24 protein-coding genes and 1 other RNA gene are annotated in these 26,825 nt (G+C 66.6%); 10 read left to right on the top strand and 15 right to left on the bottom strand.

Annotated elements, in window-relative coordinates; genetic code table 11:
- Positions 1 to 3: 3 nt before the first annotated feature.
- Both secB and ACUY1T_RS09215 read right to left on the bottom strand, forming a co-directional pair.
- Complete coding sequence (gene secB / locus ACUY1T_RS09220) at positions 4 to 534, bottom strand: protein-export chaperone SecB (RefSeq protein ID WP_446022072.1); 531 nt, start codon at positions 532 to 534, stop codon at positions 4 to 6.
- Between the two features lie 41 nt (positions 535 to 575).
- The gene (locus ACUY1T_RS09215; RefSeq protein WP_446022070.1) at positions 576 to 998 is read right to left on the bottom strand and encodes a rhodanese-like domain-containing protein; all 423 of its coding nucleotides are present in this window, start codon (positions 996 to 998) and stop codon (positions 576 to 578) included.
- Positions 999 to 1,332: 334 nt separating this feature from the next.
- Between ACUY1T_RS09215 and gpmI the strand changes: the two genes are divergently transcribed.
- The 3 genes from gpmI to ACUY1T_RS09200 all read left to right on the top strand — a co-directional run bounded on the left by gpmI (position 1,333) and on the right by ACUY1T_RS09200 (position 5,478).
- Positions 1,333 to 2,901 carry a 2,3-bisphosphoglycerate-independent phosphoglycerate mutase gene (gpmI, locus tag ACUY1T_RS09210; RefSeq protein ID WP_446022068.1) on the top strand — a complete coding sequence of 523 codons (1,569 nt, stop codon included), beginning with the start codon at positions 1,333 to 1,335 and terminating at the stop codon, positions 2,899 to 2,901.
- A gap of 22 nt (positions 2,902 to 2,923) precedes the next feature.
- Positions 2,924 to 4,102, top strand: a complete 1,179-nt coding sequence (locus ACUY1T_RS09205) for a murein hydrolase activator EnvC family protein (RefSeq protein WP_446022066.1) — start codon at positions 2,924 to 2,926, stop codon at positions 4,100 to 4,102.
- A gap of 74 nt (positions 4,103 to 4,176) precedes the next feature.
- Positions 4,177 to 5,478 (top strand): S41 family peptidase, encoded by a 1,302-nt coding sequence (locus ACUY1T_RS09200; protein ID WP_446022064.1) that lies wholly within the window; start codon positions 4,177 to 4,179, stop codon positions 5,476 to 5,478.
- A gap of 48 nt (positions 5,479 to 5,526) precedes the next feature.
- On the opposite strand, the gene ACUY1T_RS09195 is transcribed toward ACUY1T_RS09200, so the two are convergent.
- The 4 genes from ACUY1T_RS09195 to ACUY1T_RS09180 all read right to left on the bottom strand — a co-directional run bounded on the left by ACUY1T_RS09195 (position 5,527) and on the right by ACUY1T_RS09180 (position 10,236).
- A complete protein-coding gene (locus ACUY1T_RS09195) occupies positions 5,527 to 6,774 on the bottom strand; it encodes a UbiH/UbiF/VisC/COQ6 family ubiquinone biosynthesis hydroxylase (RefSeq protein ID WP_446022062.1) in 1,248 nt (415 codons plus the stop codon).
- Positions 6,775 to 6,844: 70 nt separating this feature from the next.
- Positions 6,845 to 8,056: a 2-octaprenyl-6-methoxyphenyl hydroxylase gene (gene ubiH / locus ACUY1T_RS09190; protein ID WP_446022060.1), complete on the bottom strand. Its 1,212-nt coding sequence runs from the start codon at positions 8,054 to 8,056 to the stop codon at positions 6,845 to 6,847.
- Positions 8,057 to 8,133: 77 nt separating this feature from the next.
- Positions 8,134 to 9,471 carry a Xaa-Pro aminopeptidase gene (pepP, locus tag ACUY1T_RS09185; protein ID WP_446022059.1) on the bottom strand — a complete coding sequence of 446 codons (1,338 nt, stop codon included), beginning with the start codon at positions 9,469 to 9,471 and terminating at the stop codon, positions 8,134 to 8,136.
- A gap of 189 nt (positions 9,472 to 9,660) precedes the next feature.
- Positions 9,661 to 10,236: a UPF0149 family protein gene (locus ACUY1T_RS09180; protein ID WP_446022058.1), complete on the bottom strand. Its 576-nt coding sequence runs from the start codon at positions 10,234 to 10,236 to the stop codon at positions 9,661 to 9,663.
- 157 nt (positions 10,237 to 10,393) lie between these two features.
- On the opposite strand from ACUY1T_RS09180, the gene ACUY1T_RS09175 reads away from it, so the two are divergent.
- The 3 genes from ACUY1T_RS09175 to ACUY1T_RS09165 all read left to right on the top strand — a co-directional run bounded on the left by ACUY1T_RS09175 (position 10,394) and on the right by ACUY1T_RS09165 (position 11,619).
- On the top strand, positions 10,394 to 10,714 hold the full coding sequence (locus tag ACUY1T_RS09175; RefSeq protein ID WP_446022056.1) for a cell division protein ZapA: 321 nt from the start codon (positions 10,394 to 10,396) through the stop codon (positions 10,712 to 10,714).
- 36 nt (positions 10,715 to 10,750) lie between these two features.
- Positions 10,751 to 10,935, top strand: a non-coding RNA gene (gene ssrS / locus ACUY1T_RS09170) — 6S RNA.
- Between the two features lie 9 nt (positions 10,936 to 10,944).
- Positions 10,945 to 11,619, top strand: coding sequence for a 5-formyltetrahydrofolate cyclo-ligase (locus ACUY1T_RS09165; protein WP_446022054.1), 675 nt, complete (start codon positions 10,945 to 10,947; stop codon positions 11,617 to 11,619).
- 344 nt (positions 11,620 to 11,963) lie between these two features.
- Here the strand turns inward: ACUY1T_RS09165 and ilvA are convergent, their stop codons facing one another.
- Positions 11,964 to 13,478 (bottom strand): threonine ammonia-lyase, biosynthetic, encoded by a 1,515-nt coding sequence (ilvA, locus tag ACUY1T_RS09160; protein WP_446022052.1) that lies wholly within the window; start codon positions 13,476 to 13,478, stop codon positions 11,964 to 11,966.
- Between the two features lie 170 nt (positions 13,479 to 13,648).
- Between ilvA and rpiA the strand changes: the two genes are divergently transcribed.
- On the top strand, positions 13,649 to 14,323 hold the full coding sequence (gene rpiA, locus ACUY1T_RS09155) for a ribose-5-phosphate isomerase RpiA (RefSeq protein WP_446022050.1): 675 nt from the start codon (positions 13,649 to 13,651) through the stop codon (positions 14,321 to 14,323).
- 27 nt (positions 14,324 to 14,350) lie between these two features.
- Here rpiA and waaA read toward each other — a convergent pair whose 3' ends face one another.
- The 3 genes from waaA to ACUY1T_RS09140 are packed head-to-tail and all read right to left on the bottom strand — an operon-like array spanning position 14,351 to position 18,172.
- Complete coding sequence (gene waaA, locus ACUY1T_RS09150) at positions 14,351 to 15,655, bottom strand: lipid IV(A) 3-deoxy-D-manno-octulosonic acid transferase (protein ID WP_446022048.1); 1,305 nt, start codon at positions 15,653 to 15,655, stop codon at positions 14,351 to 14,353.
- Positions 15,655 to 17,085 (bottom strand): bifunctional D-glycero-beta-D-manno-heptose-7-phosphate kinase/D-glycero-beta-D-manno-heptose 1-phosphate adenylyltransferase HldE, encoded by a 1,431-nt coding sequence (hldE, locus tag ACUY1T_RS09145; protein WP_446022047.1) that lies wholly within the window; start codon positions 17,083 to 17,085, stop codon positions 15,655 to 15,657. The genes waaA and hldE overlap by 1 nt, the downstream gene beginning before the upstream one ends.
- Positions 17,075 to 18,172, bottom strand: coding sequence for a glycosyltransferase family 9 protein (locus tag ACUY1T_RS09140; RefSeq protein WP_446022045.1), 1,098 nt, complete (start codon positions 18,170 to 18,172; stop codon positions 17,075 to 17,077). The genes hldE and ACUY1T_RS09140 overlap by 11 nt, the downstream gene beginning before the upstream one ends.
- On the opposite strand from ACUY1T_RS09140, the gene ACUY1T_RS09135 reads away from it, so the two are divergent.
- A complete protein-coding gene (locus tag ACUY1T_RS09135; RefSeq protein ID WP_446022043.1) occupies positions 18,171 to 18,881 on the top strand; it encodes a 3-deoxy-D-manno-octulosonic acid kinase in 711 nt (236 codons plus the stop codon). The genes ACUY1T_RS09140 and ACUY1T_RS09135 overlap by 2 nt on opposite strands.
- Here ACUY1T_RS09135 and ACUY1T_RS09130 read toward each other — a convergent pair.
- Positions 18,857 to 19,900, bottom strand: coding sequence for a glycosyltransferase family 9 protein (locus tag ACUY1T_RS09130; RefSeq protein WP_446022041.1), 1,044 nt, complete (start codon positions 19,898 to 19,900; stop codon positions 18,857 to 18,859). The two genes, ACUY1T_RS09135 and ACUY1T_RS09130, sit on opposite strands and share 25 nt — an antisense overlap.
- Entirely contained in the window at positions 19,897 to 21,033 is a 1,137-nt protein-coding gene (locus tag ACUY1T_RS09125; protein ID WP_446022039.1) for a glycosyltransferase family 4 protein, read from the bottom strand. Before ACUY1T_RS09125 ends, ACUY1T_RS09130 begins: the two co-directional genes overlap by 4 nt.
- A 41-nt stretch (positions 21,034 to 21,074) precedes the next feature.
- Between ACUY1T_RS09125 and ACUY1T_RS09120 the strand changes: the two genes are divergently transcribed.
- Entirely contained in the window at positions 21,075 to 22,184 is a 1,110-nt protein-coding gene (locus ACUY1T_RS09120; RefSeq protein WP_446022037.1) for a glycosyltransferase family 9 protein, read from the top strand.
- On the opposite strand, the gene ACUY1T_RS09115 is transcribed toward ACUY1T_RS09120, so the two are convergent.
- A complete protein-coding gene (locus tag ACUY1T_RS09115) occupies positions 22,138 to 22,917 on the bottom strand; it encodes a glycosyltransferase family 2 protein (RefSeq protein ID WP_446022035.1) in 780 nt (259 codons plus the stop codon). The genes ACUY1T_RS09120 and ACUY1T_RS09115 overlap by 47 nt on opposite strands.
- 153 nt (positions 22,918 to 23,070) lie before the next feature.
- On the opposite strand from ACUY1T_RS09115, the gene ACUY1T_RS09110 reads away from it, so the two are divergent.
- Positions 23,071 to 24,750, top strand: a complete 1,680-nt coding sequence (locus tag ACUY1T_RS09110; RefSeq protein WP_446022033.1) for a sulfatase-like hydrolase/transferase — start codon at positions 23,071 to 23,073, stop codon at positions 24,748 to 24,750.
- A gap of 30 nt (positions 24,751 to 24,780) precedes the next feature.
- On the opposite strand, the gene waaF is transcribed toward ACUY1T_RS09110, so the two are convergent.
- Together waaF and rfaD are read right to left on the bottom strand one after the other, a co-directional pair.
- A complete protein-coding gene (waaF, locus tag ACUY1T_RS09105; RefSeq protein WP_446022031.1) occupies positions 24,781 to 25,827 on the bottom strand; it encodes a lipopolysaccharide heptosyltransferase II in 1,047 nt (348 codons plus the stop codon).
- Complete coding sequence (gene rfaD, locus ACUY1T_RS09100; RefSeq protein ID WP_446022030.1) at positions 25,824 to 26,789, bottom strand: ADP-glyceromanno-heptose 6-epimerase; 966 nt, start codon at positions 26,787 to 26,789, stop codon at positions 25,824 to 25,826. Before rfaD ends, waaF begins: the two co-directional genes overlap by 4 nt.
- Positions 26,790 to 26,825 lie beyond the last annotated feature (36 nt).

The following is a 26,825-nucleotide window of genomic DNA, read 5'->3' as shown; positions in this document are numbered from 1 at the left end:
GCCTTACTGGGTGGTCTGCTCGCCCTGCTGCTGGGCCTGCTCGGCCTCGCGCTTCTTCTTCTGGGCGAAGATCGCCTCGAAGTTGACCGGCGCCAGCATCAGGGGCGGGAAGCCGCCACGGTTGACCAGGTTGTCGACGCACTCACGGGCGTAGGGGAACAGCACGTTGGGACAGAAGGCCCCCAGGGTGTGCTCGAGCTGCGCGCCCTCGATGCCGCTGATGCGGAACAGGCCGGCCTGTTCGATCTCGGCCAGAAAGGAGGTAGTACCCTCTTCGCTATGGCGTACCTGGGCGGTCACCTTGATCGTCACCTCAAAGAGGTCTTCGCCGACCTTGCTGCTGCTGGTATTCAGGTCCAGGCTGACCTTGGGCTTGAACGGCTGCTGGAAAACCGCCGGCGAGTTCGGCGCCTCGAAGGAGATGTCCTTGACGTAGATGCGCTGAACGGCGAACTGGAGCTGCTGCTTGTTTTGCTGGTCCGCCGCGGCCGCCTGGTTGCCGCCGGCGGCGTTCTGGCTGTTCTCTTCGGCCATGGGAAAGATTCCTTTATTGCGTCGTGCGTCTTGTGTATTGGCTATTTCTTGACCATTGGCAGGCCGTCGGCCTGCCACTGCATCATGCCGCCCTTGAGCTTGTAGACCCGGGAGAAGCCGGCCTTGGTCAGCTTGGCCACGGTGATGCCGGACGCCTGGCCGCTCTTGCAAACCACGACGATCGGCTTGTCCTTGACCTTCTCGAGCTCACCGATGCGCTCATCGATGCGGCTCTGGGGGATGTTGCGTGCGCCGGCGATGTGGCCGGCCTTGAAGTCGCCCGCCTCGCGGGTGTCCACGACCACGGCATCCTCGCGATTGACCAACTGGGTCGCCTGGCTGGAGGTCACGCCGCTGGAGGCGCTGTTGCGGACCTCGTAGGCGACCCAGGCAGCCAGCACCATGAGGAAGGCGGCCACCAGAAGCGGGTGATTCTGCACGAATTCGAACAGCTGATCGATCATGGGTCCGGCACACTCTTCTCGGGAATATCGAAAATCATCGGTAGGGTAGGGCACCCGGGAGCGTGAGTATACACCAAGCAGGGGCGCCCGCGGCATGACCCGCCGGCGATGAGCCGGAACCATGACGCTTGCCTGACCGTGCGTTATGATGCCGCAAGCCGAATCAAGTCGCGACCCCCGTCGTCCAGGAGCCTGTCTCGTACGGCCTGAAATCGACGCAGGAGTCCGCCGCCGCGCCAGTGCCAGGTAGCCAAGAGGGCGCGGACAGCCTCCCGGACAGCCTCCCGGACGGCCCGGCGTCGCGCCCACCACGCTCAAGAGGTCCACGCCCCCCATGACGACCCAGACCGCACCACGCCCCGTTGCCCTGATCATCCTCGACGGCTACGGCCACAATCCCGACCCCACCGATAACGCGGTGGCCGCGGCGCGTACCCCGAACATGGATCGGCTGTGGCAGGAGCAGCCCCATGCCCTGCTGCATACCGATGGCAAGTACGTGGGCCTGCCCGAGGGGCAGATGGGCAACTCCGAGGTCGGCCACATGAATCTGGGCGCAGGCCGAGTCGTGTACCAGGAACTCACCCGTATCTCCAAGGCGATCGAGGATGGCGATCTCGACGTCATCGCCGCGCTGGTCGACGCCATCGACGCTGCGGTAGACGCAGGCCGCGCCGTGCACCTGCTGGGCCTGCTCTCGCCGGGTGGCGTACACAGCCACGAGGACCATATCCTGGCCATGGCCGAACTGGCCGCCCGCCGCGGCACCCAGCGCATCTACGTGCACGGCTTCCTCGACGGCCGCGACACGGCGCCGCGCAGCGCCCTGGCTTCCATCGAGCGCACCAACGCCCGGCTCGCCGAACTGGTCGGCGCCGACAACGGCTTCGTCGCCTCGATCATCGGCCGTTACTTCGCCATGGACCGCGACAACCGCTGGGACCGCGTCGAAAAGGCCTACCGGCTGCTCACCGAGGGCGTCGGCGAGTTCGAGGCCAGCAGCGCCGAAGAGGGCCTGCGTGCCGCCTACGACCGCGGCGAGAATGACGAATTCGTCTCCGCTACCGTCATCCGCAACGGCGAAGGCCCCGCAAGCATCGCCGACGGTGACGCCGCCATCTTCATGAACTTCCGCGCCGACCGCGCCCGCGAGCTGACCCGCGCCTTCGTCGAGGACGGTTTCAGCGGTTTTCCGCGCCGCGTGCGCCCGGCGCTTGCCGGCGGCAGCCTGGTCACCCTGACCCAGTACGCCGCCGACATTCCCGCCCCGGCCGCCTTCCCGCCCGCGGACCTGCACAACACCCTGGGCGAGGTGATGGAACAACGCGGCCTGACCCAGCTGCGCATCGCCGAGACCGAGAAGTACGCTCACGTCACCTTCTTCTTTTCCGGGGGTCGTGAGGCCGAATTCATGGGCGAGACCCGCGTGCTGGTGCCGTCGCCGCAGGACGTCAAGACCTACGACGAGAAGCCCGAGATGAGCGCCGAGGAGGTGACCGACCGTCTGGTAGAGGCAATCGATTCGGGCCAATACGATCTGATCGTGTGCAACTACGCCAACGGCGACATGGTCGGCCATACCGGCGACTTCGACGCCGCGGTCAAGGCCATCGAGACGGTGGACGCCTGCGTCGGGCGCGTTGTGGAGGCGATCGAGCGCGCCGGCGGCGCCTGCCTGGTCACTGCCGACCACGGCAACGCCGAACAGATGGTCAACCCCGATACCGGCGTGGCCCAGACCGCCCACACCACCTTCGAGGTACCGCTGATCTACGTGGGGCCGCAGTCAATCAAGCTACGCGACGATGGCCGCCTGTGCGACATCGCGCCGACGCTGCTGACCATGATGGATCAGCCGATTCCCGAGGAGATGACCGGCCGGGTGCTGATCGAGCCGGCATGATGGACCGCGAGCCCTGACAGGCATGAACCGAACCCGGCAGCATCACGCCCTGGGCGCCGTGTTGGTGGCCCTGCTCCTGCTGTCGGGCCTGTCCATGGCCGGGCTGGGATTGCCCAGCGCGCAAGCCCAGCCCAGCGAACGGGAAGCCCGCGAGCGCCTCGACGCCATCGGCAGCGAGATCCAGGCGGCCAACCGTCGCATCGGCGAGACGCGGCAGGCCCAGGACGAGGCCACCCGCGAGCTGCGCCAGGTGGAAACCGCCCTGGCCGAGACCCACCGGCGGCTGGACGCGATCCAGGCCGACCGTCGCCGCCTTGGCGACGAGATTGCCGCGCTAGAGTCCGCTCGCGACGATCTCCAAGCCGAACGGGCCGAGCAGGTCGAGATGCTCAACGCCCAACTGGACGCCCTCTATCGCCTGGGCCTCACCCCACAGCTCAAGTTGCTGCTCAACCAGGACGACCCGGCACGGCTCGACCGGCTGCAGACCTATCTCAACCGCCTGGCGCGGGCGCGCAACGAGCGGCTCGACGAGATCGCCCGGCTCGATGCCGAACTCGCCGAGAACCGCCGCGAGCAGCAGACCCGCGGCGAACGGCTGGACTCCCTGGCCGAAGAACTGGGCCAACGCAGCAGCGAGCTGGCCGCACGCATGGCCGAGCGCGAACGCCTGGTGGCGGAGCTGGACACCCGCTACAGCGACGAGCAATCACGCCTGGTACGCCTCGACCGCGACCGCAGCGAGGCAGAGCGGGTACTCGAGCAGGTGCGCGAGGAGCTTGCCCGGCTGCAGCAACCGCCGCCTTCCACCGCCATCGAGCGCACCCGGGGCGACCTGCCCTGGCCGGTACAGGGCAACGTCACCTCCCACTATCGGCGTGGCGATGGCGTGCACTATAACGGCATACTGATCGAGGCCCGGGAAGGCACACCGGTTGCCGCGGTGCACGCCGGGCGGGTGGTCTTCGCCGACTGGATGCGCGGCTTCGGCAACCTGCTGATCATCGACCATGGTGACAATGTCATGACTCTTTACGCTCACCTGCAGCGGTTCAGCGCCGAGGTCGGCCAGGCCGTCACGCGCGGCGACGTACTCGGCACGGTGGGCACGAGCGGCGGCCACTCCACCCCGGCCCTCTACTTCGAGGTGCGCCGCAACGGCGACCCCATCGACCCCCAGGCCTGGATCGCACGGAGATGATCATGAGAGGGATTTCACAAGCCCCGGACCACGGGATATGCTGGACAGCCTCGCCTCGCAACAGCGGAGTTCGCATGCCTTCACGCCCTGCCCGCCCACTGCCCGCACCACGACGCCTGCTGGCGGCGTTGCTGCCCATGGCATTGCTGGCACTGCCTCTCGCCGCTCCCCCAGCCGCCGCCCAGGCGACGCCGGCTGCGGACGAGCTGCCATTGGAGGACATTCAGACCTTCGCCGAGGTGTTCGAGCGCATCAAGCGGGCCTATGTCGAGGAGGTCGATGACAGCACGCTGCTGCGCAACGCCATGCGTGGCATGCTCAGCGAACTCGACCCCCACTCCGCCTATCTCGATCGCAACGAGTTCCAGAGCCTGCGGGAATCCACCGAAGGCGAGTTCGGCGGCATCGGTATCGAGGTGGGGCTCGAGGAAGGGCGCCTGACGGTCATCACGCCGATCGACGACACTCCCGCCTCCCGGGCCGGGCTACAGGCGCGCGACGTGATCACGGAAATAGACGGAACCTCCACCGAGCGCCTCTCGCTACAGGAGTCCGTGACCCTGATGCGCGGCGAGCCGGGCAGCCAGATTCAACTGACCATCTTGCGCAGCGGCGAGGAGGCTCCCCTCGACGTGACCCTGACCCGCGAGATCATTCGTACCGAAAGCGTGCGCAGCGAGATGCTGGAAGCGGGCTACGGCTACCTGCGGGTCAGTCAGTTCCAGAGCCGCACCGGCGAACAGGTCGCCAATGCCGTTCGCCGCATGGAGCGCGACGGAGCGCTGCAGGGGCTGGTGCTCGACCTGCGCAACAACCCGGGAGGCGTGCTGCAAGCCGCCGTCGCCGTGGCCGATGCCTTCCTCGAAAGCGGTCTGGTGGTCTATACCGAAGGCCGCCTGCCGGACACTCAGATGCGCTTCTCGGCCAGCCGTGAGACGGCCGCCCCCGACGTGCCGCTGGTGGTATTGATCAACGGTGGCAGCGCTTCCGCGGCGGAAATCGTCGCCGGCGCGCTGCAGGACCAGCGCCGTGGAGTGATCATGGGCACCGAGAGCTTCGGCAAGGGTTCGGTTCAGCAGGTCATGCCGCTGGGCAATGGCGAAGGGCTGAAGCTGACCACGGCGCTCTACTACACGCCCAACGGGCGCTCGATCCAGGCGCTGGGCATCGAACCCGACGTTACCGTGGTGCGCGGCCGGGTAGAGGTAACCGAGGGCAGCCGCCAGCTGCGCGAAGCCGACCTCGAAGGCCACTTGCGCTCGCGCAGCGAGCCACGGGCGGCCACCGGCGAGATGGCCGAACGGCTACGCGAGGACTATCAGCTCGGCGAGGCGCTCAACCTGCTGAAGGCGCTGAACGTGCTGGAGCGGCGATAACTCCGAGCCGCCCGTACTTTCGCCCTGGCTCGGCGCCAGGGCGAAGCCTCAACGGCAGGAAGCCGGCAGCCGCCCGCGGTCGCCGATCGCCTGGCGCATCAGCAGCCGCTTGACCGGCGTGAGCCGATCGACGCCGGAGAGCCCCAGGTTGCGCGTCAACGTGAGCAACGGGTGACGTGTACCGAACAGCAAGCGGAAACCGTCCATCAGCGCCAGCATGGCAGCATTGTCGCCGCGGCGACGGCGCGAGTAGCGCTCCAGCATGCGCGGCTCGCCCAGGGCGATGCCGCGACGCCGCGCAGCGAGCAGTTCCTCGGCCAGCACCGCAGCATCCATCAGCCCCAGGTTGACGCCTTGGCCCGCCAGCGGGTGGATGCTGTGAGCCGCATCGCCCACCAGGGCGAAACCCGACTTCACGTAATGCTCGGCATGGCGCTGGGTCAGCGGCACCGCCAGCGCCCGGTCGGCCACCTCCACCGTCCCCAGGCGCGCCTCGAAGGCCGCTTCCAGCTCGCGGCCCAGCGCCTCGGGAGGAAGCGCCGCCAGTCGTTCGGCTTCCTCGGGCGAGGTCGACCAGACGATCGAACAGTAGCGCTCGTCGCCATTCACCGTCAGCGGCAGAAACGCCAGCGGGCCGGTCTTGAGGAAGACTTGGCGGGCTACGCTGCCATGCCCGCGCTCGGTACGTACCGTGGTCACCAGCGCGACATGGCCGGTATCCTGAGCCCTGACCGGGATGTCTGCCATCTTGCGCAGGGGCGAGTGCGCGCCATCGGATGCTACCACCAGTGGTGCCGACAGGCGCCGGCCGTCCTCAAGCACCACCTCGCGCCCCGCCGGACCTACGCTCAGCCCGGTCACGCGCATGCCGAGTTGCACGCTGACCGTGGGAAGTTCAGCCAGACGTCTCTCGAGAGCCGCCAGGATCACGTCGTTCTCGACGATATGCCCGAGCAGCGGGACGCCAGCCTGCTCCGCTGAGAAGTTCACCTCGCCGCTGCCTTCGCTGTCCCACACCTGCATGTAGCGATAGGGCGTCACCCGGCGAGTTTCCATCCAGGGCCAGGCCCCCAGGACTTCGAGCAGCCGCTGGGATACCGGCGTCAGGGCGCTGACGCGCATCGCCGGCAGGCCCTTGCCCACCTCGTCGGCCGCCAGCGGCTCGGGACGGGCGTCGAGCAGGGCCACGGCAACTCCCGCCTGGCCCAGCAGCGCCGCCAGCGCGGCTCCTACCATGCCGCCACCCACCACGATGACCTCGAAGTGCGTTGTCGACTGCTCCGCCGTTTCCGTCATTGTTCACTCTCTCGTTCATGGCCACTTCGACCGATGCCGGCGGTGCGCAGCCTATCATTCCGATGTTGCCTCAACGCTCCAGCCCCATGGCTCGGCGGGCCAGCCCACGGCGCAGCGGGCCGAGCAGGTTGAGTCCCACCAGCCCCGCCGCACGGGCGTGCGCCAGCAGGCCGCTATCGACACCGAACAGGCGCACCAGGCCATCGCTGAAGCGGATCACATGGTGTCGGTCGACGATACGCCTGGCCTCGAAGTCGCGCAGTGTCAGCATCCCGCCAAGCGGTTCGCCGTCGGTCAACGCCTGCTCCAGCGCGGCCACCAGGTCCGTCACGCCGCGCAGCGCCAGGTTGAAACCCTGGCCGGCCACCGGGTGCAGCGAATGAGCGGCGTTGCCCAGTACCGCCAGCCCCGGGCGAATGGTTTCCCGCGCGGTGACCAGCGTCAGCGGGTAGGCATGGCGGCTGCCGACGCGCCGAAAGCGCCCGGCCCGGTCGCCGAAGGCCTGCTGCAGTTCGGCCAGGAAATCGCCGTCTCCCAGCGCCAGACGGGGTTTCTCTCGCCCCGCGTGGTGGGTCCAGATCAGCGTCATCTGCTGTCCCGGCAACGGTAGCAGGGCAATCGGTCCCTCACGGGTGAAGCGTTCGTAGGCCACCCCGTCGTGTGGCTGGCTCATCTCGACGTTGGCGCTCAGCGCTACCTGATCGTATGGCACCGAGTCGCTGGCGATACCCAACTGCTCCTTGAGCCCCGAGCGGCCGCCGTCGGCCAGCACCGTCAGGCCGGCCCGCAGCGTACAGCCATTGGAAAGGGTGAGTCGATAACCTTCGGCCTCGGGCGCGATCGTCTCCACGCTGGCGGGGCAGTGCCAGTCGATGGGCAGCTCGGCCAGGCGACGATGCAGCACACGACCCATCCAGGCATTGGGAATGACATAGCCCAGCGCCGGCTGGTCAAGTTCGGCGGCAGTGAGACGCGTAACCCCCAGGCGGCCCCTTTCGCTGACGTGGATGCGCAGGATGGCCGCCGCCTGCTCGGCCATCACCGACCACAGCCCCATGGCGCGAAAGCGCTCCGCCGAACCCTGGGCGATGGCGCTGGAGCGAGCATCGAAGCTGGGCTGCCAGGGCGCCGTGACAGCGTCGGGCATGGGAGTCGCTTCGATCACCGCGACCGTGAGCCCATATCGCTCGATCAGCGGCGCCAGGGCACAGGCCAGGCTGGCGCCCACCAGGCCTCCGCCGACGATAGCGACATCGACCTGACGGTCGGCTCCCGCGCTCATGCTGAAGGGCCGTTACTACGGCCCCTCATAGCGTAACGTAAATTACGTAATGTCATGGAAACCAATTCTCTCTTTGATCATTCTCTAGCCATCATGGCTTCGATTTCCGCCACTCGCTTGGGCACCTCGGCGGTCAGTACTTCATGCCCCTCGGCGGTGACAGCCACGTCGTCCTCGATCCGAATACCGATACCGCGAAACCGCTGGGGGATATCCTCATCGGCCGGGATATACAGCCCGGGCTCCACCGTCAGTACCATGCCCGGCTCCAAGGGGCGCGGCTTGCCCTCGAGGCGATAGTCGCCCACGTCGTGAACGTCGAGCCCCAGCCAGTGCGAGGTCGAGTGCAGGTAGAAGCGCTTGTAGCTCTCGTCCTCGATACGCGCCTTGACGTCACCATCGAGCAGGCCTAGCTGGATCAACCCGGTGGTGAGGTCGCGCACCACGCCTTCGTGCAGCTCGGTCAGGGTGGCACCGGGGCGCACGGCGGCCACGGCACGCTCCTGGGCCGCCAGTACCATCTCGTACAGTTCGCGCTGGGCATCGCCGAAACGACCACCGACCGGGAAGGTACGAGTGATATCGCCGGCATAGAGGTCGAACTCCACGCCAGCGTCGATCAGTACCAGCTCACCGTCACGTAACGGCTCGTTATTCTCGATGTAGTGCAGCACACAGGCGTTGGCACCGCCACCCACGATGCTGGCATAGGCCGGCCCGCTGCCACCGTGCCAGCGGAACTCGTGCTCCAGTTCGGCCTGGAGATGGTATTCGGCAAGACCAGGGCGGGCAGCGCGCATGGCACGGCAATGCGCCCGGGCCGAGACCCTGGCCGCATGGCGCATCAGGGCCAGTTCACCTTCGCTCTTGATCAGGCGCATCTCGTGCAACAGCGGCGCCAGGTCGGCATAGTTTCGCGGCGGCTGAGCGCCACGGCGAGCCCGGGCGGACAGCCGAGCGCGAACCTCGTCGGCCTGGGCCATGGCATCGCCATCGCCAAGCATCAGGTAGAGGCTGGTGCGGCCATCGAGCAAGGTTTCCAACTGCTCGTCGCGTTCGGCATTCTCGAAGGCCTGGTCGACACCGTGCTCGCGCACGGCGCCCTCGGCCCCCAGCCGGATGCCGGTCCAGGCCTCCAGGCTCGGATCACGATCCTGACAGAACAGCACGCTTTCGCCTTCGCTACGCCCCGGCAGCAGCAGCAGCAAGGCATCGGGCTCGGGAAAGCCGGTGAGGTAGTGAAAGTCGCTGTTCTGGCGGAAGGGGTAGTCGCTATCACGCGAGCGGGTGACGAGCGAGGCGCCCAGCAGCAGCACGGCACTATCCGCCGGTAGGCGCTTCATCAGCGCCGCGCGGCGGGCACGGTACTCGTCATTGCCGATCGGCGCGGGGCGGGGCAGGGGATCGGGCAGCATCATGGCTCCTTGCGTGCTCCGGAAGTGGAAGTCGTTTTAAGGAAGCACTGAACAAATCGGCGAGCGAGATGAAGCGCAAGGCGCACGGAGCACGGAGCACAGGAACCGGAGCATATGGGGTATATGTGAGGATTCCGAGCACCGCGCAACGCAGCGATTCGCTCGCGCAGGCATTTGTGCAGTGTTTCCTCAGTGGCGGGTGGGCTCGCCGCTTTCTACCTGCGGCTGGCCGGGGTGCTGTTCGGTGTAAAGCAGCATCGCCGCCATGCGGGCGTGCTCGGTCAGCGCGAACAGGTCGTTCTCGTTCTCGGCACTGTCGTCGATATCGGTCTCGATGTCGGCGATTCCGGCAAGGTCGTCCACGGCCTCGCGCAGCGCCACGGACCAGTTCTCGCGTGGGGCGTCGCCGGCATCGGTAATGACCTCGAGGAAGCCGAGGGTCCACTCCTGCAGGCCGCGGGCACGCTCGGCCAGCGAGAAGAGGTCGTCGGGCAGTAGCGGCTCGTAGTTGAGGGTACTGTCGGCAAGGGCCTCCAGGGTCTGGCGCCGCCAGGCCAGCAGTGCCTCGGCGCTCTCACGATCGCGGGGCTGCTCGACGCCAAGCCCCAGGCAGACTTCCTCCAGCCAGGCTTCGGCAGTGAGGTCATGGAGCGCCAGCTCGGCGCACAGGCGTCCGTCGAGAAAGGCGGGCGACTGCATGCTGCCATGGGAGAGGAAGAGGTCGGCCAGGGTGGAGAAATCCGGGCGATCGTCGTTCGGTGACATGAAAAATTCCTCATCGGATGGCGGTGAGTTGCCTCCTGCAGGCCACGCTGCGTTGACCGCCTGCAAAGGGCTCTCTTATAGTGGACGATTGAATTGATGTGTCTTGTTCCTCCGGATGTTACCGCATCGGGCGGACAAGCCGACACCGGAGCCCTCCATGAGCGATGATGCCACTCGCCCCACCGCACAGGTGACCCTGCTGGGCCGGCACTACGTGTTCGCCTGCAATGCCGGCGAAGAACGCAAGCTGGAGCGAGCCGCCCGCTATCTCGACCGCGCCATGCAGGGCATTCACTCCCAGAACAACCTGCTTGGCAGTGAGCGCGTGGCGCTCATGGCGGCGTTGAACATCGCCCACGAGCTGCTCGAGGTGCTGGACACCCGGCGCGGCGAGGAACAGCGGCTCGACCGCCTCAGCGAACGCCTGGAGCAGGCCATGGCGGGTGCTGCGCCGAGTCAGCGCTCTTCTGCCGAATGACATTGGACCCGCCCGTGAGCTCTGTTAGGATGAAGGAGTTCCCTGGGGTGTTGGCCAGTCGTTAAAGTCCCTCGAGCCTATGAGCAATACCCAGGGCGGTCATCAGCTAGCCGGACCCGTGTGCATGTCCGTGCGTCGGAAAGCCTGACGGTTCGGCTGCGGCCACCCACCTTGAACCAAGGGTTCAAGGGCCAGAACGACAGCGGCACTCTGGGGAACCCTACCTTATCATGCACGCTCTGCACGACCCTCTCGTCTCCGCGACCTTCTCTTCCCGGCGCCAGCTGCGCCAGGAACTGCGCCGTCGACGGCGAGCACTCAGCCCACAACAGCGACGCCGGGCCGGTTCGGCCCTGTGCCGACGCCTACGCCAGCTACCCGAGGTGAGACGGGCCCGGCGCGTGGCGCTCTATCTGCCCAACGATGGCGAAATCGATCCCCGCTCGCTGATTCCCTGGCTGACCCGCCGCGGAGTACGGGTCTACCTGCCCGTACTGAAGCCGCTGTCGGAAAACAGCCTGTGGTTCGTACACTACCACCCCGGCACGCCCATGCGGCGCAACCGCTTCGGCATACCGGAGCCGCAAACGCGGCATGGCGCTCATCGCGCCCGGCGGCTGGCGACCTGGGCACTGGACTTGATCCTGCTGCCGCTGGTGGGCTTCGACGAACAAGGCCAGCGCATGGGGATGGGGGGTGGCTTCTACGACCGCAGCCTGGCCTTCACCCGGCGCCCTGGCCCACGGCCCACGCTGATTGGCCTGGCCCATGATTGCCAGCGGGTGGACCATCTGCCAACGGCGCCCTGGGACGTGCCGCTGGATGCCATCGTCAGCGATGCGCGGGTGGTGCACCCTGAGGTCGCCCGCCGTCCAGACCGGCGCTGTAGTAAGTCGGAGCCATAAAAAACCGGCCGAAGCCTGGCTTCGACCGGTCTTGAGGTTATCTGTCCATGGCACTGTCTGCCGACTCAGCCGCCTGCCAGCGCCTGGGCATAGCCAGTGACCACCACACCAATGCCAAAGGCCAGCACCAGTGCCATGATCAGATCGGGCTTACGCTTCATTGTTACCTGCTCCTGACGTTCCCGTGATTGAACATCGTCGCGAGGAGGACCCGCGACAGCGCCGACTATAGGGCCTGTGACACGTTGATGACAACTGGTTCAAGCAACGATTACATAATGAAACCCAAGCCAATTCCCGGCTTTGGAGTAAGTCACCGCTTACCAACCTAATCCTTCCAGGTTTCAAGCCATAAACAGGCGGTAGGCGTCGTTGTCCGACTCCTTCCAGTAGCGATAGCCGATCTCGTCGAAATACTCCTCGACGTGAGAACGATCGCCGTTGGGTACCTGCATGCCAACCAGCACGCGGCCGAAGGCGGCCCCATGGTTGCGATAGTGGAACAGCGAGATGTTCCAGTCCTGAGGCAGGTGGGTAAGGAAGTTCATCAGGGCACCGGGGCGCTCGGGGAACTCGAAGCGATAGACCTCCTCATCGAAGTGCTGCTTGGGCCGGCCGCCGCCGAGATGGCGGATGTGCAGCTTGGCCAGCTCGTTGTCGGTGAGATCGACCACCGGATAGCCCGCTTCACGCAGCTTGTCGATTACCGACTGACGATCCTCACCGCCCGGCTTGACCTGCACGCCAACGAAGATGTGCGCCTCCTCGGGGTCGGCATAGCGGTAGTTGAACTCGGTAACCATGCGCTTGCCGACGGTACGGCAGAACTTCTTGAAGCTGCCGGGTCGCTCGGGAATGGTCACGGCCAGGATCGCCTCGCGCTGCTCGCCGAGTTCGGTACGCTCGGCGATGTGCTGCAGGCGATCGAAGTTGGTGTTGGCCCCGGAGTTGATGCACAGCAGGGTCTGGCCCTCGACCCCGGTCTGCTGGATGTACTTCTTGAGCCCGGCCAGCGACAGCGCACCCGAGGTTTCCGATACCGCCCGGGTGTCGTCGAAGATGTCCTTGACCGCCGCGCACATCTCGTCGGCGTTGACGGTGATGACGTCGTCGATCAGGTCACGCACGATCTTGAACGGCACCTTGCCGATCTGCGCCACCGCCACACCTTCGGCGAACACGCCGACCTGCTCCAGCGTCACACGCTTGCCGGCGGCGAGCGCCGCCTTGAGGCAGGCGCTGTCCTCGGCCTCGACGCCGATCACCTTGATGTCGGGCCGCAGGTACTTGACGTAGGCTGCTACGCCGGCAATCAGCCCACCGCCGCCCACCGGCACGAAGATGGCGTCCAGCGGCCCGCTGTGCTGGCGCAGGATCTCCATGGCCACGGTGCCCTGGCCGGCGATGACGTCGATGTCGTCGAAAGGAGGGATGTAGGTGTAGCCGTGTTCGGCGATCAACTCCTGGGCGTGCTCGGCGGCAGCGGCAAAAGCATCGCCCTTGAGCACGACCTTGGCGCCGCGGGCGCGCACCGCCTGGACCTTGATCTCCGGGGTGATGCGCGGCATGACGATCACCGCCTTGACGCCCATCAGCCTGGCCGCCATGGCCAGCCCCTGGGCATGGTTGCCGGCCGAGGCGGCGATCACGCCCTTGGCCTTCTGTTCCTCGGAGAGCTGCGCCATCTTGTTGTAGGCGCCGCGAATCTTGAACGAGTAGACGGGCTGCAGGTCCTCGCGCTTGATCAGGATCTGGTTGTTGAAGCGCCGTGACAGGAAGGGGGCAGGCGAGATGGGCGTTTCGCGAGCGGCTTCGTAGACATGAGCCTGGAGGATCTTCTTGACGGTAGCTTCGAGCATCCTGATGTCCCGGAGGAAAGTGGTGCAGAGGGGCGGCAGCGTCTGCTGCACTGCAGAGAACCCCTATAGGTAGCATCTCTGCAACCTCGTCGTCCAGCGAACGCGTCGGCACAAGGCCTCGTCTGGCCTATAATGACGCGGCACCCGCCACTCAGAGATGCGAGCAAGACATGACCCAGGACGAACTGAAGGACGCCGTGGCCGCCGCCGCCATCGCAGAGATCGAACCGTGGCTCGAGCGCGACACCATCCTCGGTATCGGCACCGGCTCCACCGCCAACCTGTTCATCGACCGCCTGGCGCGGCTACGCGATGACTTCAAGGGCGCCGTGGCCAGCTCCGAAGCCAGCGCCGAACGCCTGCGTGGCCATGGTATCGAGGTGTTCGAGCTCAACCACGTCGGCACGGTGCCTTTTTACATCGATGGCGCAGACGAAGTGAACGCTCACTTGCACATGATCAAGGGCGGCGGTGCGGCGCTGACCCGCGAGAAGATCGTGGCGGCCTGCGCCGAACGCTTCATCTGCATCGCCGATGGTTCGAAGCGGGTCGATCGCCTCGGTGCCTTCCCGCTGCCGGTCGAGGTGATCCCCATGGCGCGCTCCTACGTGGCGCGGGAACTGGTCAAGCTGGGCGCTGATCCGGTCTACCGCGAAAGGGTCGTCACCGATAACGGCAACCAGATCATCGATTGCTTCGAGTTCATGATCGACGACCCGGTCGCCATGGAGGCGCGCCTCAACGCCATCGTCGGCGTGGTCACCAACGGCCTGTTCGCCGCGCGCGGCGCCGACGTGCTGCTGCTGGGCACCGAGCAGGGCGTGGAGCGCTTGACCCCCGCTTGAGCTAGGGCCTGGCGGTGAAGCGAAAGCTTACTCGCCGGGCAGCAGGCGCTGCAGCCCGGCCAGGGTGCGCGCCAGGGCACCGCGATTGGCCGCGACCACCGCCAGGCCGGCTTCGGCCAGGCGGTGCCGTTCGGCCTCGTCGAGAAACAAGGTGACCAGGGTGTCGGCCAGTGCCACGCTGTTGGCCACCTCGACCAGCGCGCCGCCTTGACGCAGGGTTTCGGCCACCTCGGCGAAGTTGGCCAGCTCAGGCCCGGTCAGCACCGGCACGCCCATGGCGGCGGGTTCGAGCAGGTTGTGACCTCCCACCGGCACCAGGCTGCCGCCGACGAAGGCGAGGTCGGCGGCGCCGTAGAGCATCAGCAGCTCGCCCATGGTGTCGCCCAGGTAGACGGCGGTGCGTTCGTCGGGCCATTCGCCGAGCGAGCGCCGCGCCAGTGTCATGCCGCGCTCGCGGCAGAGTTCGGCCACCGCGTCGAAACGCTGGGGATGGCGAGGTACAAGAATCAGCAGGGCATTGGCGTAGTGCTGGCGCAGCCGGGCATGGGCCTCCAGCAGCTGCTGATCCTCACCGGGGTGGGTGGAACCGGCCACCCACACGGGGCGTGAGCCGAGGCGCGTGCACAGGCGCTTGCTGCCTTCGTTCGACGCGTCGTCGGGCGTCAGGTCGTACTTGAGCGATCCCACCACGTCGATTCGCGTGGCCGGCATGCCCAGTTCGCGAAAACGCTCGGCGTCGCCGCGCGACTTGGCGGCCAGCCAGTCGAGCTGGGCGAGGGCCACCACCATCAGCGGGCGCAGACGACGATAACCACGAAAAGCGCGTGGCGAGAGGCGACCATTGACCACCGCCGTGGGTACGCCGAGGCGGTGACATGCCGCCAGCAGGTTGGGCCAGATCTCGGTCTCGAAGAAGAGGGCCAGCTCAGGCGACAGCCGTGCAACGAAGCGGCGCGCGGCATCGGGATAGTCGAGCGGTACGAAGTAGTGCTGCAAACGTTCGGTTTCGCCGGCCTGTCGCCTCGCCTCGATCAAGGCGTGCACCCGCTCGGCGCCGGTGGCGGTCATGGTGGTCACCACCAGGCGATGCTTCGGATAGCGTTCCAGCAGCGCCTCGATCAGTGGGCGGGCGGCCTGCACCTCGCCCACCGAGGCACAGTGCAGCCATAGCCGGGGCACGCCAATGGGTGAGCGCGGAATCACCCCGAGCCGCTCCCGCCTCAGGTTGGTGAGCGCATGCTCACGCCAGACCCGCCGCCAGACGAGAGGCGAAAGCAGGTAGAGCGCCGTGGAATATAGCCAGCGGGGCCAGCGACGGGACACCGCCCTCATCAGCTTTCGCGGTCGAGGATGGTGGCAATCATGGCCGTGGTGGACACGCCATCCTCGAAGCCCAGCACCTTGACCTCACCACCGGCGGCACGTACCGCATCGCCTCCGGCGATCTCTTCCACGCGGTAATCGCCGCCCTTGACCAGTACGTCGGGCAACACCGCCTCGATCAAACGCTGCGGGGTATCCTCGCTGAACGGTACCACCCAGTCCACCGCCCCTAGACCTGCCAATACCTGCATGCGACGAGCCAAGGGATTGATCGGTCGCGTGGGTCCCTTGAGCCGGCCGATGGAAGCATCGTCGTTGACCGCGACTATCAGCCGGTCACCGAGCTGACGGGCGTGCTCCAGGTAGGCCACATGGCCGGCATGCAGGATGTCGAAACAGCCGTTGGTCATCACTACCCGCTCACCACGCAACTGGGCGGCGCGCACCGCCTCGATCAATGGCGCCTCGCCGATGACGCCGAATTCGGCCAGCTTGTCGCCATGCACGGCGGTGTAGAGTTCGGCGATCGAGAGCGTGGCGGTACCGGGCTTGGCCACTACCAGGCCGGCCGCCAGGTTGGCCAGGGTCATGGCCTCGGGGAAGCCGTGGCCGGCCGCCAGCGCCAGACCCAGCACGCCAATCACGGTGTCGCCGGCGCCGGTGACGTCGAAGACCTCACGCGCCCGGGTCGGCAGGTGCAGCGGCTCATGGTCGCCACGGATCAGGGTCATGCCCTTCTCGCTGCGGGTAATCAGCAGCGCCTCCAGCTCGAGCTCGGCACACAGTGCCGCCCCCTTGGCGGCCAGCTCGTCGTCGCTGCGGCAGTGGCCGACCACCGCCTCGAACTCAGCCAGGTTGGGGGTGATGACGCTGGCGCCGCGATACTTGCCGAAGTCGCTGCCCTTGGGGTCGACCAGTACCCGCTTGCCGGCACTGCGCACCAGGGCAATCAGCTCCTCGACCCGGTTGAGGGTGCCCTTCCCGTAGTCGGAGAGAATCACCAGGTCGCAGTCGGGGAGGCCCTGCTCGACTCGCGCCAAGAGCCCGCTGGTGTCGAGCTCGCCCAGGCCGTCTTCGAAGTCGAGCCGGATCAGCTGCTGGTTGCGGCTCATCACCCGCAGCTTGGTGATGGTAGGTATCCCCGGGCTGCTCTGAAAATAGGTATCGACGCCGGCAGCGTCCATGCGCTCGACCAGCCGGCGGGCGTTGTCGTCGTCGCCCACCATGCCACTGAGAGCGGCGTGGGCACCCAGTGAGGCGATGTTGAGCGCCACGTTGGCCGCTCCGCCGGGGCGATCCTCGCACTCCTCCACCCGTACCACCGGCACCGGGGCCTCCGGGGAGATGCGGGAGGTGCCGCCATGCCAGTAACGGTCGAGCATGACGTCGCCCACCACCAGCACGTGCGCCTGCTCCAGCGCGGTCAGGTCAAGCTTCATCGGATCGTTCCTCTTCCTTGCGTTCGTTCGGGCGTGCCAGCAGCGCATCGAGCCTGCCGATCACGTCCTCGATGCGGATCAGCGCCATGGCATCGGCATGGCGGACGCGCTGGCCCCAGTTGATCTCGTCGAGTTCGCGGTGCAGGTAGGTACGCACCGCGTCTGGATAGCGGTTGACCACGTAGTCACGCCATCGATAGGGCGCCGCGCGATCGGGATTGGTGGTAGCGAAAAGACCCACTACCGGCGTGCCCATGGCATTGCCCATGTGCACCGGCCCGGAGTCGGGAGCAATCACCGCGCGGGCCCGGCCGATCAGCGCCAGCAAGCCCTTGAGTGAGGTGCCGCCGATGGCGTCGATCACCGCTTCCGGGCGGCTGAGCGCAACGATGCGTTCGCCCATCTCCCGTTCCTGGGTGCTGCCGCCGCCGGTGAGTACCGTCTTCAAACCATACTGAGCCCAGGCGTGCTCGATGACGGCGGCATAGCCCTCCGCCGACCAGTTGCGGAAATTGCGCAGCCGCGGGTTGGCGCAAGGGCTCATCAGCAGATAGGGAGTGTCCCCGGTCAGGGCGGCGGCTTCCTCGAAGGCCTCGGCCGGAACCGGCAGGTCCCACTCCAGCGACAGGTCCTCTACGCCCAGCAGGCGGGCGAAGTCGAGGAACGACTCCAGCACGTGGGCGCGCGGGTGCGGCGCCAGCTGGCGGTGGGTGAACCAGTGCTGGGCGTCCTTGGCCCGCGCCTTGTCATAGCCCACCCGCACCTTGGCCTTGAGCCCCAGCGAGAGCACGCTGGCACGCAGCGCCTGCTGCATGTGCAGCAGCACGTCGAAGCGGGTGTCACCCAGCTCGCGCCACAGCCTGCGCATGCCGGCCAGGCCCGTGGCCTTGTCGTAGACGACGAATTCGACCCCCGACAGGCCAGCCAGTAGACTGTGTTCCGCCTTGCCGATGATCCAGGTGATGCGAACGCCGGGCCACTGGCGCTGCAGGGCGCGTACAGTGGGTACCAGATTGCACACGTCGCCGAGGGCGGAGAGTCGCAGCACGGCAATATGGCGCGGTTGGGAAGGCAGAGGATGCTTCATGCACTTGGCAACATGTCGGACGGGAAAGGTTTTCATTCTATATGATGCGGACAGTGTATGTGACGCCGAGTCGGCGCCACAAATCGGCCCGTCGCTGTTCGACCCTCAATATTGGCAGCACGCCGGCCGCGTGGTCGGGCAGGCCCCGGGGCGTGGCAGCAGCCTGTTCCTCGACGTCGGCGGCGAGCAGTGGGTGCTGCGCCCCTATCGTCGCGGAGGCCTGGCCGCACGGATCAGTACGACACGCTACCTGTGGACGGGGCTCGAACGCACCCGCGCCTTTCGCGAGCAGCGCCTCACGGCCCACCTCTTCGCGCAGGGGCTGCCGGTGCCACGGCCAGTGGCCGCTGGCGTCAATCATCATGGCCTGAGCTACACGGCGGCCCTGATAACGGTACGTATTCGTGGTGCCCGCGCCCTGGCCGAGCGCCTTGCCGATGCCGAACAGGAACTCCTCGAGCGGGTCGGCGCCACCGTGCGTCGCTTCCACGAAGCAGGCCTCGATCATGTCGACCTCAATGCCCGCAACCTGCTGGTCGACGATGACGACAAGGTCTGGTTGATCGACCTCGACCGCTGCCGGCTGCGCCCCCCCGGGGCGTGGCGCGAGGCCAACCTGGAGCGCCTTGACCGCTCGCTGGCCAAGTTCGGCGGCGCCGAAGCCATGGCGGCGATCCGCCGTGGCTATGCCTGCGACGACGCCGGCTGACGCGCCTTGCCACGCTCGGGGTAGAGTCGCTCGAGCAATTCCTCCAGCCCCTGCAGGATGTCCATCCTGCCCGGCACCTGGCCATCGCGATGGAACACCGCCTCGTGACAGTCCTCGTAGCGCGGCCAGTAGCGAAACGGCACGGTCATGAAGAAGATACCCAGCGTCGGGGTATGGGTGGCCAGCGCCAGGTTGCGCACCCCTGTATCGCCCGAGATCAGCACGCTCGAGGTCGCCATCCACCGTGCCAGCTGCTCCAGGTCCATGCGGCCCTCGATCTCGACGTTCGCGTACCGGGCCGCCACCTCGGCGAGAAAGTCGCCCGATTCTTCCGGCTTGTGTCCTTTGAGCAGGACATGGCGATAGCCGGGAAACTCGCACGCCGCCTGCTCGATCAGTTGGCTCCAGGAGTCCTGCGACAGGGACTTCTCCGCCACCGCGGCATAGGGAAAGTAGACGATGCGGGGCTGCGCCAGGGCACGCTGGTGGCGGGGCATGGCGAACTCCAGCGGATACTGCGGCTTGTGACCCATGATCTTGAGGAAGTCGAGCAGCACCTCGGCCTCGTAGTGGAAATCGGAACGCAGGATGCCGACATCGAACAGCAGAGGATTGAGTGCGCGCCGATAGGGAAAGCCAAGCTTGACCCGCGCCGAGGTCAACAGGGTCTGCGTACGCGAGCGTGCGGTATCGGCCAGGTCGAAGAGCATGTCCACCTCACGATGCTGGCGCAGGGAGTGCCATTGTTCGCGCAGCGAGCCCCGTGAATCCAGCACATGGATTTCATCGACCAGGTCGTCGGGCACGGCGTACTGATATTTGCTGACCGTGCTCAAAGTAATGTGTGCCTGGGGAAACAGGCGCCTGAGTTCCACCAGAAACGGGCGGGTCGCCATCATGTCGCCGAAAGCACACTGGCGAATTACCAGGATGCGGCGCACCCGGTCGACATGTAGCCGCGACAACCACTTGCGGCCACGGCTGTTGAGGTAACCACCCTTTTCGATCCAGGCTTTCATGGCTTCGGCTCCTTCCCCGCATACTCACAGACCAAGGCACGCACATGTGCCGTCACATCGAAGTGGCGCTCGGCCCTGGTTCTTGCGGCCCGGCCGAGCTGCCGTCGCAGTGCCGCGTCCTGGCCGAGCTCCGTCATGGCCGCGGCCCAGGCCTGCGAATCCTGTGGCGCGGCGAGACGACCGCAGCCAGCCTCGAGCAGCTCGGGAATCGCCCCGCTGTCGGCGCCGACGATTGCCTTCCCGGCCGCCATGGCCTCGACCACGGTGAGGCCGAAGGCCTCGTTGCGCGAGGGCACGCAGACGATGTCCAGCGCCTCGAAAAGGCGCGGCAGGTCGGGGCGGAAGCCGGCAAACGTCACTCTCTCCTCCAGCTTCAGCTCCGCTACCCGTGAGCGCAAACGCGCCACATAGGCCTCGTCGCTGCCCTCACGGGCTGTGAGACCGCCGATCAGCACGCCATGCCAGGCCAGGCCGGGGGCGTGCTCGGACATTTGGGCCAGGCCCTCCAGCCACACGTCGTGCCCCTTGCCGTCGGTCAGCCGTCCCGGCAGGCCGATCGCTAGCTGGTCCTGGGCGACGCCGAGCTCGCGGCGCAGCACCTCCCGCGCCGCTGTGTCCAGGTGCGGGGCGTAGGGGGCCAGGTCGATCCCCAGATGGAGGCGCCGGATGCGCTCGGGCGGCAGCGGAAAGGCCGCCAGGTTGCGCTGGCGCGTCGCCTCGCTGATGGCAAAGAGTCGCGTGACGCGGCCGTAGGCCCAGCGATGGTAAGGATCCTTCTTCGGCCGTGTGACGCCCATGTGGTCGGTGAAGAACAGCTTGAGGCCCGGCCGTAGGGTTGCCAACAGGGCAGCCAGGCGCAGGTCGCTGGACTTGTGGCAATGCAGCACGTCGATGCCGTGGCGCTTGAGGTAGGCCAGCACCCGGCCCACCTGCAGCAGGGCCCGGCCGCGTGAGACCACTGTCAGCGGCACGATGCCGGCCGCTGCCAGGCTGTCGGCCACCCGCGAGCCGGCCAGCGCCAGGCCATGAGGCTCCCACCCCTGGCGTTGCAGCTCGGGTATAATCCGCGCAGGATACATTTCGAGTCCGCCCCAGCCATCCGAGAGGCAGATATGCATGACCTTGTGCGACAAGGCTGTCTCCTTCGTTGGTCAACCGGGGCTCGGGAGCCCAGATGACGCCTTCTTCCACCGTGGCCGGTCGCCACGTAACGGATCAGCCGCCGCACATCCTGGTGGTGCGCAACGACAAGCTCGGCGACTTCATGCTCGCCTGGCCGGCACTCGCGTGCCTCAAGGCCGGCGCCCCCGAGGCGCGGGTCAGCGTGCTGGTGCCGGGTTATACGGCGCCGCTCGCCCGGCTGTGCCCGTGGGTCGACGAGGTGATCCTCGACCCCGGCGACGGCGCCGGAAAGGAGGCTCAGCGCAAGCTGCTCGCGCGGCTGCGCAACGCACGCTTCACGGCCATGCTCACGCTGTACTCCACGCCGCGTATCGGCTGGCTGGGCTGGCGTGCCGGTATTCCCCGCCGTCTGGCGCCGGCCACCAAATGGGCGCAGCTATTCTACAATCATCGCATCGTCCAGCGCAGGTCACGCTCGGCCAAGCCGGAATACCTGTACAACCTCGAGCTCGCCGAGGCCCTGCTCGAGGCCGAGGGTCGTTCCCCCGGTTCTCGTCCCACGCCGCCGTTCTGGCCGTTGCCAACCGGGGCCGTGGAGGCCCAGCGCAAGACCATCGCTGCTGAACTGGCCCTCGACACGCGAGCGCCCTGGCTCTTCCTGCATGCCGGCAGCGGCGGCTCGGCGGTCAATCTCTCTTCCGTCCAGTACGCCGAACTGGCGACGGCCGTCGACGCGCACCTTGCCGCTTCGGCGATTCGTCCGCAATGGCTGCTGACCGCTGGCCCCGGCGAGGAAACGACCGCTCGCGAACTCCGGGACTCGCTCGCTTCCCGGGGCCTGTCGGCAACGGTACTGCCACCGCGCGCAAGCCTGGGCGATTTCGCCCTGGCATTAGCCGCCGCCGACCTGTTCATCGCCGGCTCCACGGGACCGTTGCATATCGCCGGCTGCCTGAACCGCCCCACGGCGGGCTTCTATCCGGCACGTCGCTCGGCCACTTCGCTACGCTGGCAGACATGCAACGACGAGGCGCACCGCCTGGCCTTCAGCCCGCCCGAAGAGGCCGGCGAAAGCAACATGGCGGCCATCGACCTGGAGGCCGCGGCCGAATCGATCAGCGCCTTGGTGCATCGTCGGGCGGCGGCGATGTCCGCGTCCTGATCCACAGGTCGGCGTACTTGGCAAAGGTGGAATGTGCCGAGAGCAGCGCCAACAGCAGGCCCTGACGCCCATCGAGAAACCCGGCACGCAGCAGGTACATGCGCAGGAAGCAGCCCAACCCATGCACCAACCCGGCCGAGAGGCTGCCCTGCTTGCCGCGTGCGGCACGCTGCTCGGCCCAAGCCTGGGCGTAATGAGCCGACTTCTCGAGGTAGTGGCGCAAGTCGCGATAGGTATAGTGCAATAAGTCACCCTGCAGTGCCCTGACCGGTAGCCCGCCGGGGTTCTGCAGCTTCTCGTGAACCAGGGCCTCATCGTACCCCGCTTTCCCCTTGGGATAGAGGCGCGCCACCCGGTCGGGATACCAGCCCGAATGGCGAATGAAATCGCCGAAGCACCAGGAGAGGCGCGGCACGGTGTGAATCGCCGGCTCGCCGGCGCTAACGGCGGCCTGGATACTGTCGCGCAGCTCGGAAGTCACCCGCTCATCGGCATCGATCATCAGGATCCAGTCGCTCTCGACCAGCGCCTCGGCACGCTGACGCTGCACGCCAAACCCTTGCCAGTCGGCATTCACCGTTACCTTGTCGGTGAACTCGCGAGCGATGGCGCAGGTCGTATCCTGACTGCCGGCATCCAGCACCACGATCTCGTCGGCCCAGCGCAGCGTCTCCAGGCAGGCGCGCAGGTGGGCGGCCTCGTTCTTGACGATCAGTACGGCAGCCAGGGTCATCGACCTTTCCTCGTCGGTTCGGCGGCTGGCCAGTTTACTGCCGTAGCCGCAAGGCCAGCAAACCCAGCCGCACAGGCCCGACGACACCTTTCGTGGTGCAAGGCGCGATAGGCTTGATAAGCTATCAGTCGAATTCAACGGATGAATCCACACATGCCTATCCCTTCCAAGCTGCTAAAGCTGGCTCGCCCCCGCTGGCTGGCGCTACTGGTTATCGGGCTCTGCGTGGGTTATGCCATCATCGTGCTGACCCGTGTCCCTTCCTGGGGCCTGCCCTTTCTGGCGCTTGCCTGGGTAGGGCTGGCCGCCGTCTTTCATTGGGGTGCACCTGCCTCGTCTCTCACTTATTCACCACGCAGGTGGCCCTGGGCACTGCTTCCCATCGCGCTGTGGGGGCTTTATCTCTATCTTGCCGAAAGCTTCGGCATCGTCGACCTGAGCGCGGTGTTCTTCCATCTGCAGGCCGGCATGGCCGACCACGGCGGGGTCAGCCGCATCGGAGCGGCCTCCTTCTACACCCTCGCGATGATCGCACTGCTGGCTTCGTTCACCTGGCTGATACGCCACGACCATCGCTGGCGCCGCAGCGAACCGCTGCTGGCCATCGTGCTATTGGTGAGCAACCCCCTGTTGTATGGCGTGGGACAGCGCGGTGCCGCCATCGTCACCAAACCCGGCGCCTGGCTCGAACGCCAATACGTCGAGCCAATCCTGCTCGAGTCCCCCCGCAACCCGCCCAACCTGCTGCTGCTGTACCTGGAGAGCATCGAGCGGACCTATGCCGACCGCGAGCGCTTTGGTGATGCCTATGCCGACCTGGACGCCATCGGTGAGCATGGCCTGGTCTACGAGGGTATCCGGCAGGTCGACAATACCGGCTGGACCATGGCCGGCATGATCGCCAGCCAGTGCGGCACGCCCCTGATGCCGGCCGGACTGCTGCACGACCGGCAGTTTTCGCCGCTGGAGAAGGTGGTGCCCGGCGTCGACTGCCTGGGCGACCTGCTGTCGGAACAGGGTTACCAACTCACCTACATGGGCGGCGCCAGTGTCAACTTCGCCGGCAAGGGGCTGTTCTACGAGGGGCATGGCTTCGATACCGTACTCGGTCGCGAGGAGCTGCAGCCCCTGCTCGATGACCCCGAGTACGTCAACAACTGGGGCCTCTACGATGATTCGCTCTTTGACTTCAGCCTGGAGGAATTGCGTCGCCTCAACGCCGGTGATGGGCCCTGGGGCCTGGTCAACCTGACGATCGCGGGGCACGCCCCCCATGGCTACCCCGCCCAGGCCTGCCTCGACCGCCAGGGCGAGTTCGACGGCACCGATATCCTCTACTCGGTGGAGTGCTCGGCTTGGCTGGCCCGGGATTTCCTCGAACGGGCCGATGCCGAAGGCCTGCTCGACAATACCGTGGTGGTAGTCGCCAGCGATCACCTGACCATGCGCGTCTCGGCCTGGGAGCAGCTGATCCTGGGCGAGCGTGACAACACCTTCATCCTGCTGGGTCCCGGCATTCCCCAGGGCAGGGTGAGCCGCGAAGCCGCCATGATGGATGCGTTCCCCACCATCCTCGAGGCGATGGGCTTCACCATCGACTGGCATCGTGCCGGCCTGGGGGTTTCGCTGCTTTCCGACGAGCCGACTCTGCTCGAGGAGCATGGCAAGGATTTCTTCAACGCCCGCATGCGCGAGGAGATCGTGCTGCAGGAACGCCTGTGGGAGGGACTGACTCCGCCGCGCCAAGAGTCAGAGCCGGAGCCGGAACCGCAGGAACAGGTCGTGGAGACGCCGGAGGATGCCATCGGCGAAGAGCCGGCTGCGGTACAGTGAGAGCGTTAGGCGCAGCCACGGCGATGACGCTTACCCCTCTGCAATGACGGTCGTGCTCGCTGCCAGTACCGCGGCAAGCACGCGCTGGGGCGAGAGCTGTACCAGGCAGTTGGTGTGCCCCAGCGGGCAGGTGCGCTCGAAGCAGGGCGAGCAGGAAAGTCCCAGATAGTGGATCTCGGCGTTGTCGGTCAACGGCGGCGTATAGGCCGGTGACGACGAGCCGTAGAGCGCCTGTACCCGGGTGCCGACCGCGGCAGCCACGTGCATCAGCCCCGAGTCGTTGGTGACCACCTGCTGGCAGTCGGCGAGCAGGTCCACCGCGTCGGCCAGGCGGGTCTCACCACACAGGTTGTGCACCTTGGCCAGACCCTCGGCGATCGCTTCCCCAGCGGCAATGTCCTTGGGCCCGCCCAGCACTCGCACCTCGAACCCTGCGGCCACCAGGCGCTCCGCCAGTTCGCGGAAGTGCCCCAGCGGCCACTGCTTGGCCGGGCCGTATTCGGCGCCGGGCATCATACCGATGGCCGGCCGCCGCGCCAACCCGAAGCGCTCGTGCAGGGCAGCCAGGTTGTCGGGATCGACTCGCAGCCGCGGCCGAGGGATGGCAAAACTTCCACGCCTGGCTTCCCCTGCGGGAAGTCCCAGTGCCACGAAGCGCTTCACGGTCTGGTCGAGCCGCGCCTTGTCGAGTTCACGCCGCTCGTTGAGCAGCCAGTAGCGCTGCTCGCCGGTAAAACCCACCCGATGGGGAATGCGTGCCAGGAACGGTACCAGGGCCGACTTCCACGAGCGCGGCAGCACGATGGCCGTATCGAAGCGCCCACGCAGTCGCTGCGCCAGGGCGCGCCGGGTCGACCAACCGAACTCGCCGTGCCCCACATCCAGCGAGGCCACCTCGTCGACCTCCTCCATGCGCTCGAGAATCGGCTGCGACCAGCCCGGCGCCACCACGCCGATACGACTCCCGGACTGGCGCTGTTTCAGGGTCTTGAACAGGCTCTGGGCCATGACCATGTCGCCGACCCAGGAGGGTCCGACCACGAGAATACGAGGCTTCGGCGCGGGCGCCTGGCTCATCCCTTGGCCTCGTCCAGCCACTCCAGATAGGCTTTCACGCCTTCGGCCACAGTGCGGAACTCGCGGCCGTAGCCGACCTCACGCAGGCGTGTGATATCGGCTCGTGTATAGCTCTGGTAGCGCCCCTTGAGTTCGTCGGGGAAGTCGATGTACTCGATGCGTCCGCGACCATGGTGGGCAATCACTGCCTCGCCGATGGCCTTGAACGGCTCGGCCCTGCCGGAGCCGAGGTTGAAGATGCCCGACTTGCCGGGGTTGTCGAGGAACCACAGGTTGACGTCCACCACGTCGCCGACATAAACGAAGTCGCGGCTCTGCATGCCTGCCTCATAGCCGTCCCAGGCACCGAACAGCCTGAGATCCTGCCCGGCGCTGACCTGGGTATGGTTGTGATAGGCCACGCTGGCCATCTTGCCCTTGTGCTGTTCCCGCGGGCCGTAGACGTTGAAGTAGCGGAAACCCACCACCTGGCTGGTCAGTTCGTTCCAGTGCTGGCGCACGTACTGATCGAACAGCAGCTTGGAGTAGCCATAGACGTTCAGCGGCTTCTCGTACTCGGGCTCCTCGCGGAACACCTGGCTGCCACCGTAGGTGGCCGCCGAGGAGGCGTAGAGGAAAGGTATTCCCTGTTGCTGGCAGTAATGCAGCAGCACCTTGGAGTACTCGAAGTTATTGTCGAGCATGAAGCGGCCATCCCACTCGGTGGTGTCCGAGCAGGCGCCTTCATGGAAGATCGCTTCGATCTGCGGCAGGCGAGAGGGCTCGCCACGCAACGCCGCTTCGATGCGGGCGCGGAATTCGTCCTTGTCGAGATAGTCGCCCAAGGTGCAGTCCGCCAGGTTGACGAACTTGGTACCGTCACGCAGGTCGTCGACGACCAGCACGTCATTGCGCCCGCGCTCGTTGAGGGCCTTGACCAGATTCGAGCCGATGAAGCCGGCGCCACCTGTCACTACGATCATTGTGAACCTCGCTGGGGCGCAACCGCTGCGCCTATA

Source organism: Billgrantia sp. Q4P2, from assembly GCF_052806135.1.
The sequence above is the reverse complement of the archived record's forward strand: the minus strand, read 5'-3'. Positions and strand labels throughout refer to the sequence as shown.

Excerpts from the sequence above, each read along its gene's own strand:
- ACUY1T_RS09110 (WP_446022033.1), top strand. The coding sequence starts at position 23,071 with ATGCCTATCCCTTCCAAGCTGCTAAAGCTGGCTCGCCCCCGCTGGCTG.
- ACUY1T_RS09175 (WP_446022056.1), top strand. The coding sequence starts at position 10,394 with ATGAGCGATGATGCCACTCGCCCCACCGCACAGGTGACCCTGCTGGGC.
- waaF (WP_446022031.1), bottom strand. The coding sequence starts at position 25,827 with ATGAGCCAGGCGCCCGCGCCGAAGCCTCGTATTCTCGTGGTCGGACCC.
- ACUY1T_RS09120 (WP_446022037.1), top strand. The coding sequence starts at position 21,075 with ATGACGCCTTCTTCCACCGTGGCCGGTCGCCACGTAACGGATCAGCCG.
- ACUY1T_RS09135 (WP_446022043.1), top strand. The coding sequence starts at position 18,171 with ATGCACTTGGCAACATGTCGGACGGGAAAGGTTTTCATTCTATATGAT.
- ACUY1T_RS09115 (WP_446022035.1), bottom strand. The coding sequence starts at position 22,917 with ATGACCCTGGCTGCCGTACTGATCGTCAAGAACGAGGCCGCCCACCTG.
- ACUY1T_RS09200 (WP_446022064.1), top strand. The coding sequence starts at position 4,177 with ATGCCTTCACGCCCTGCCCGCCCACTGCCCGCACCACGACGCCTGCTG.
- ilvA (WP_446022052.1), bottom strand. The coding sequence starts at position 13,478 with ATGCTCGAAGCTACCGTCAAGAAGATCCTCCAGGCTCATGTCTACGAA.
- pepP (WP_446022059.1), bottom strand. The coding sequence starts at position 9,471 with ATGCTGCCCGATCCCCTGCCCCGCCCCGCGCCGATCGGCAATGACGAG.
- ACUY1T_RS09215 (WP_446022070.1), bottom strand. The coding sequence starts at position 998 with ATGATCGATCAGCTGTTCGAATTCGTGCAGAATCACCCGCTTCTGGTG.
- ACUY1T_RS09205 (WP_446022066.1), top strand. The coding sequence starts at position 2,924 with ATGAACCGAACCCGGCAGCATCACGCCCTGGGCGCCGTGTTGGTGGCC.
- waaA (WP_446022048.1), bottom strand. The coding sequence starts at position 15,655 with ATGAGGGCGGTGTCCCGTCGCTGGCCCCGCTGGCTATATTCCACGGCG.
- gpmI (WP_446022068.1), top strand. The coding sequence starts at position 1,333 with ATGACGACCCAGACCGCACCACGCCCCGTTGCCCTGATCATCCTCGAC.
- ACUY1T_RS09130 (WP_446022041.1), bottom strand. The coding sequence starts at position 19,900 with ATGAAAGCCTGGATCGAAAAGGGTGGTTACCTCAACAGCCGTGGCCGC.
- rpiA (WP_446022050.1), top strand. The coding sequence starts at position 13,649 with ATGACCCAGGACGAACTGAAGGACGCCGTGGCCGCCGCCGCCATCGCA.
- ACUY1T_RS09195 (WP_446022062.1), bottom strand. The coding sequence starts at position 6,774 with ATGACGGAAACGGCGGAGCAGTCGACAACGCACTTCGAGGTCATCGTG.
- ACUY1T_RS09180 (WP_446022058.1), bottom strand. The coding sequence starts at position 10,236 with ATGTCACCGAACGACGATCGCCCGGATTTCTCCACCCTGGCCGACCTC.
- secB (WP_446022072.1), bottom strand. The coding sequence starts at position 534 with ATGGCCGAAGAGAACAGCCAGAACGCCGCCGGCGGCAACCAGGCGGCC.
- ubiH (WP_446022060.1), bottom strand. The coding sequence starts at position 8,056 with ATGAGCGCGGGAGCCGACCGTCAGGTCGATGTCGCTATCGTCGGCGGA.
- ACUY1T_RS09140 (WP_446022045.1), bottom strand. The coding sequence starts at position 18,172 with ATGAAGCATCCTCTGCCTTCCCAACCGCGCCATATTGCCGTGCTGCGA.
- ACUY1T_RS09165 (WP_446022054.1), top strand. The coding sequence starts at position 10,945 with ATGCACGCTCTGCACGACCCTCTCGTCTCCGCGACCTTCTCTTCCCGG.
- rfaD (WP_446022030.1), bottom strand. The coding sequence starts at position 26,789 with ATGATCGTAGTGACAGGTGGCGCCGGCTTCATCGGCTCGAATCTGGTC.
- hldE (WP_446022047.1), bottom strand. The coding sequence starts at position 17,085 with ATGAAGCTTGACCTGACCGCGCTGGAGCAGGCGCACGTGCTGGTGGTG.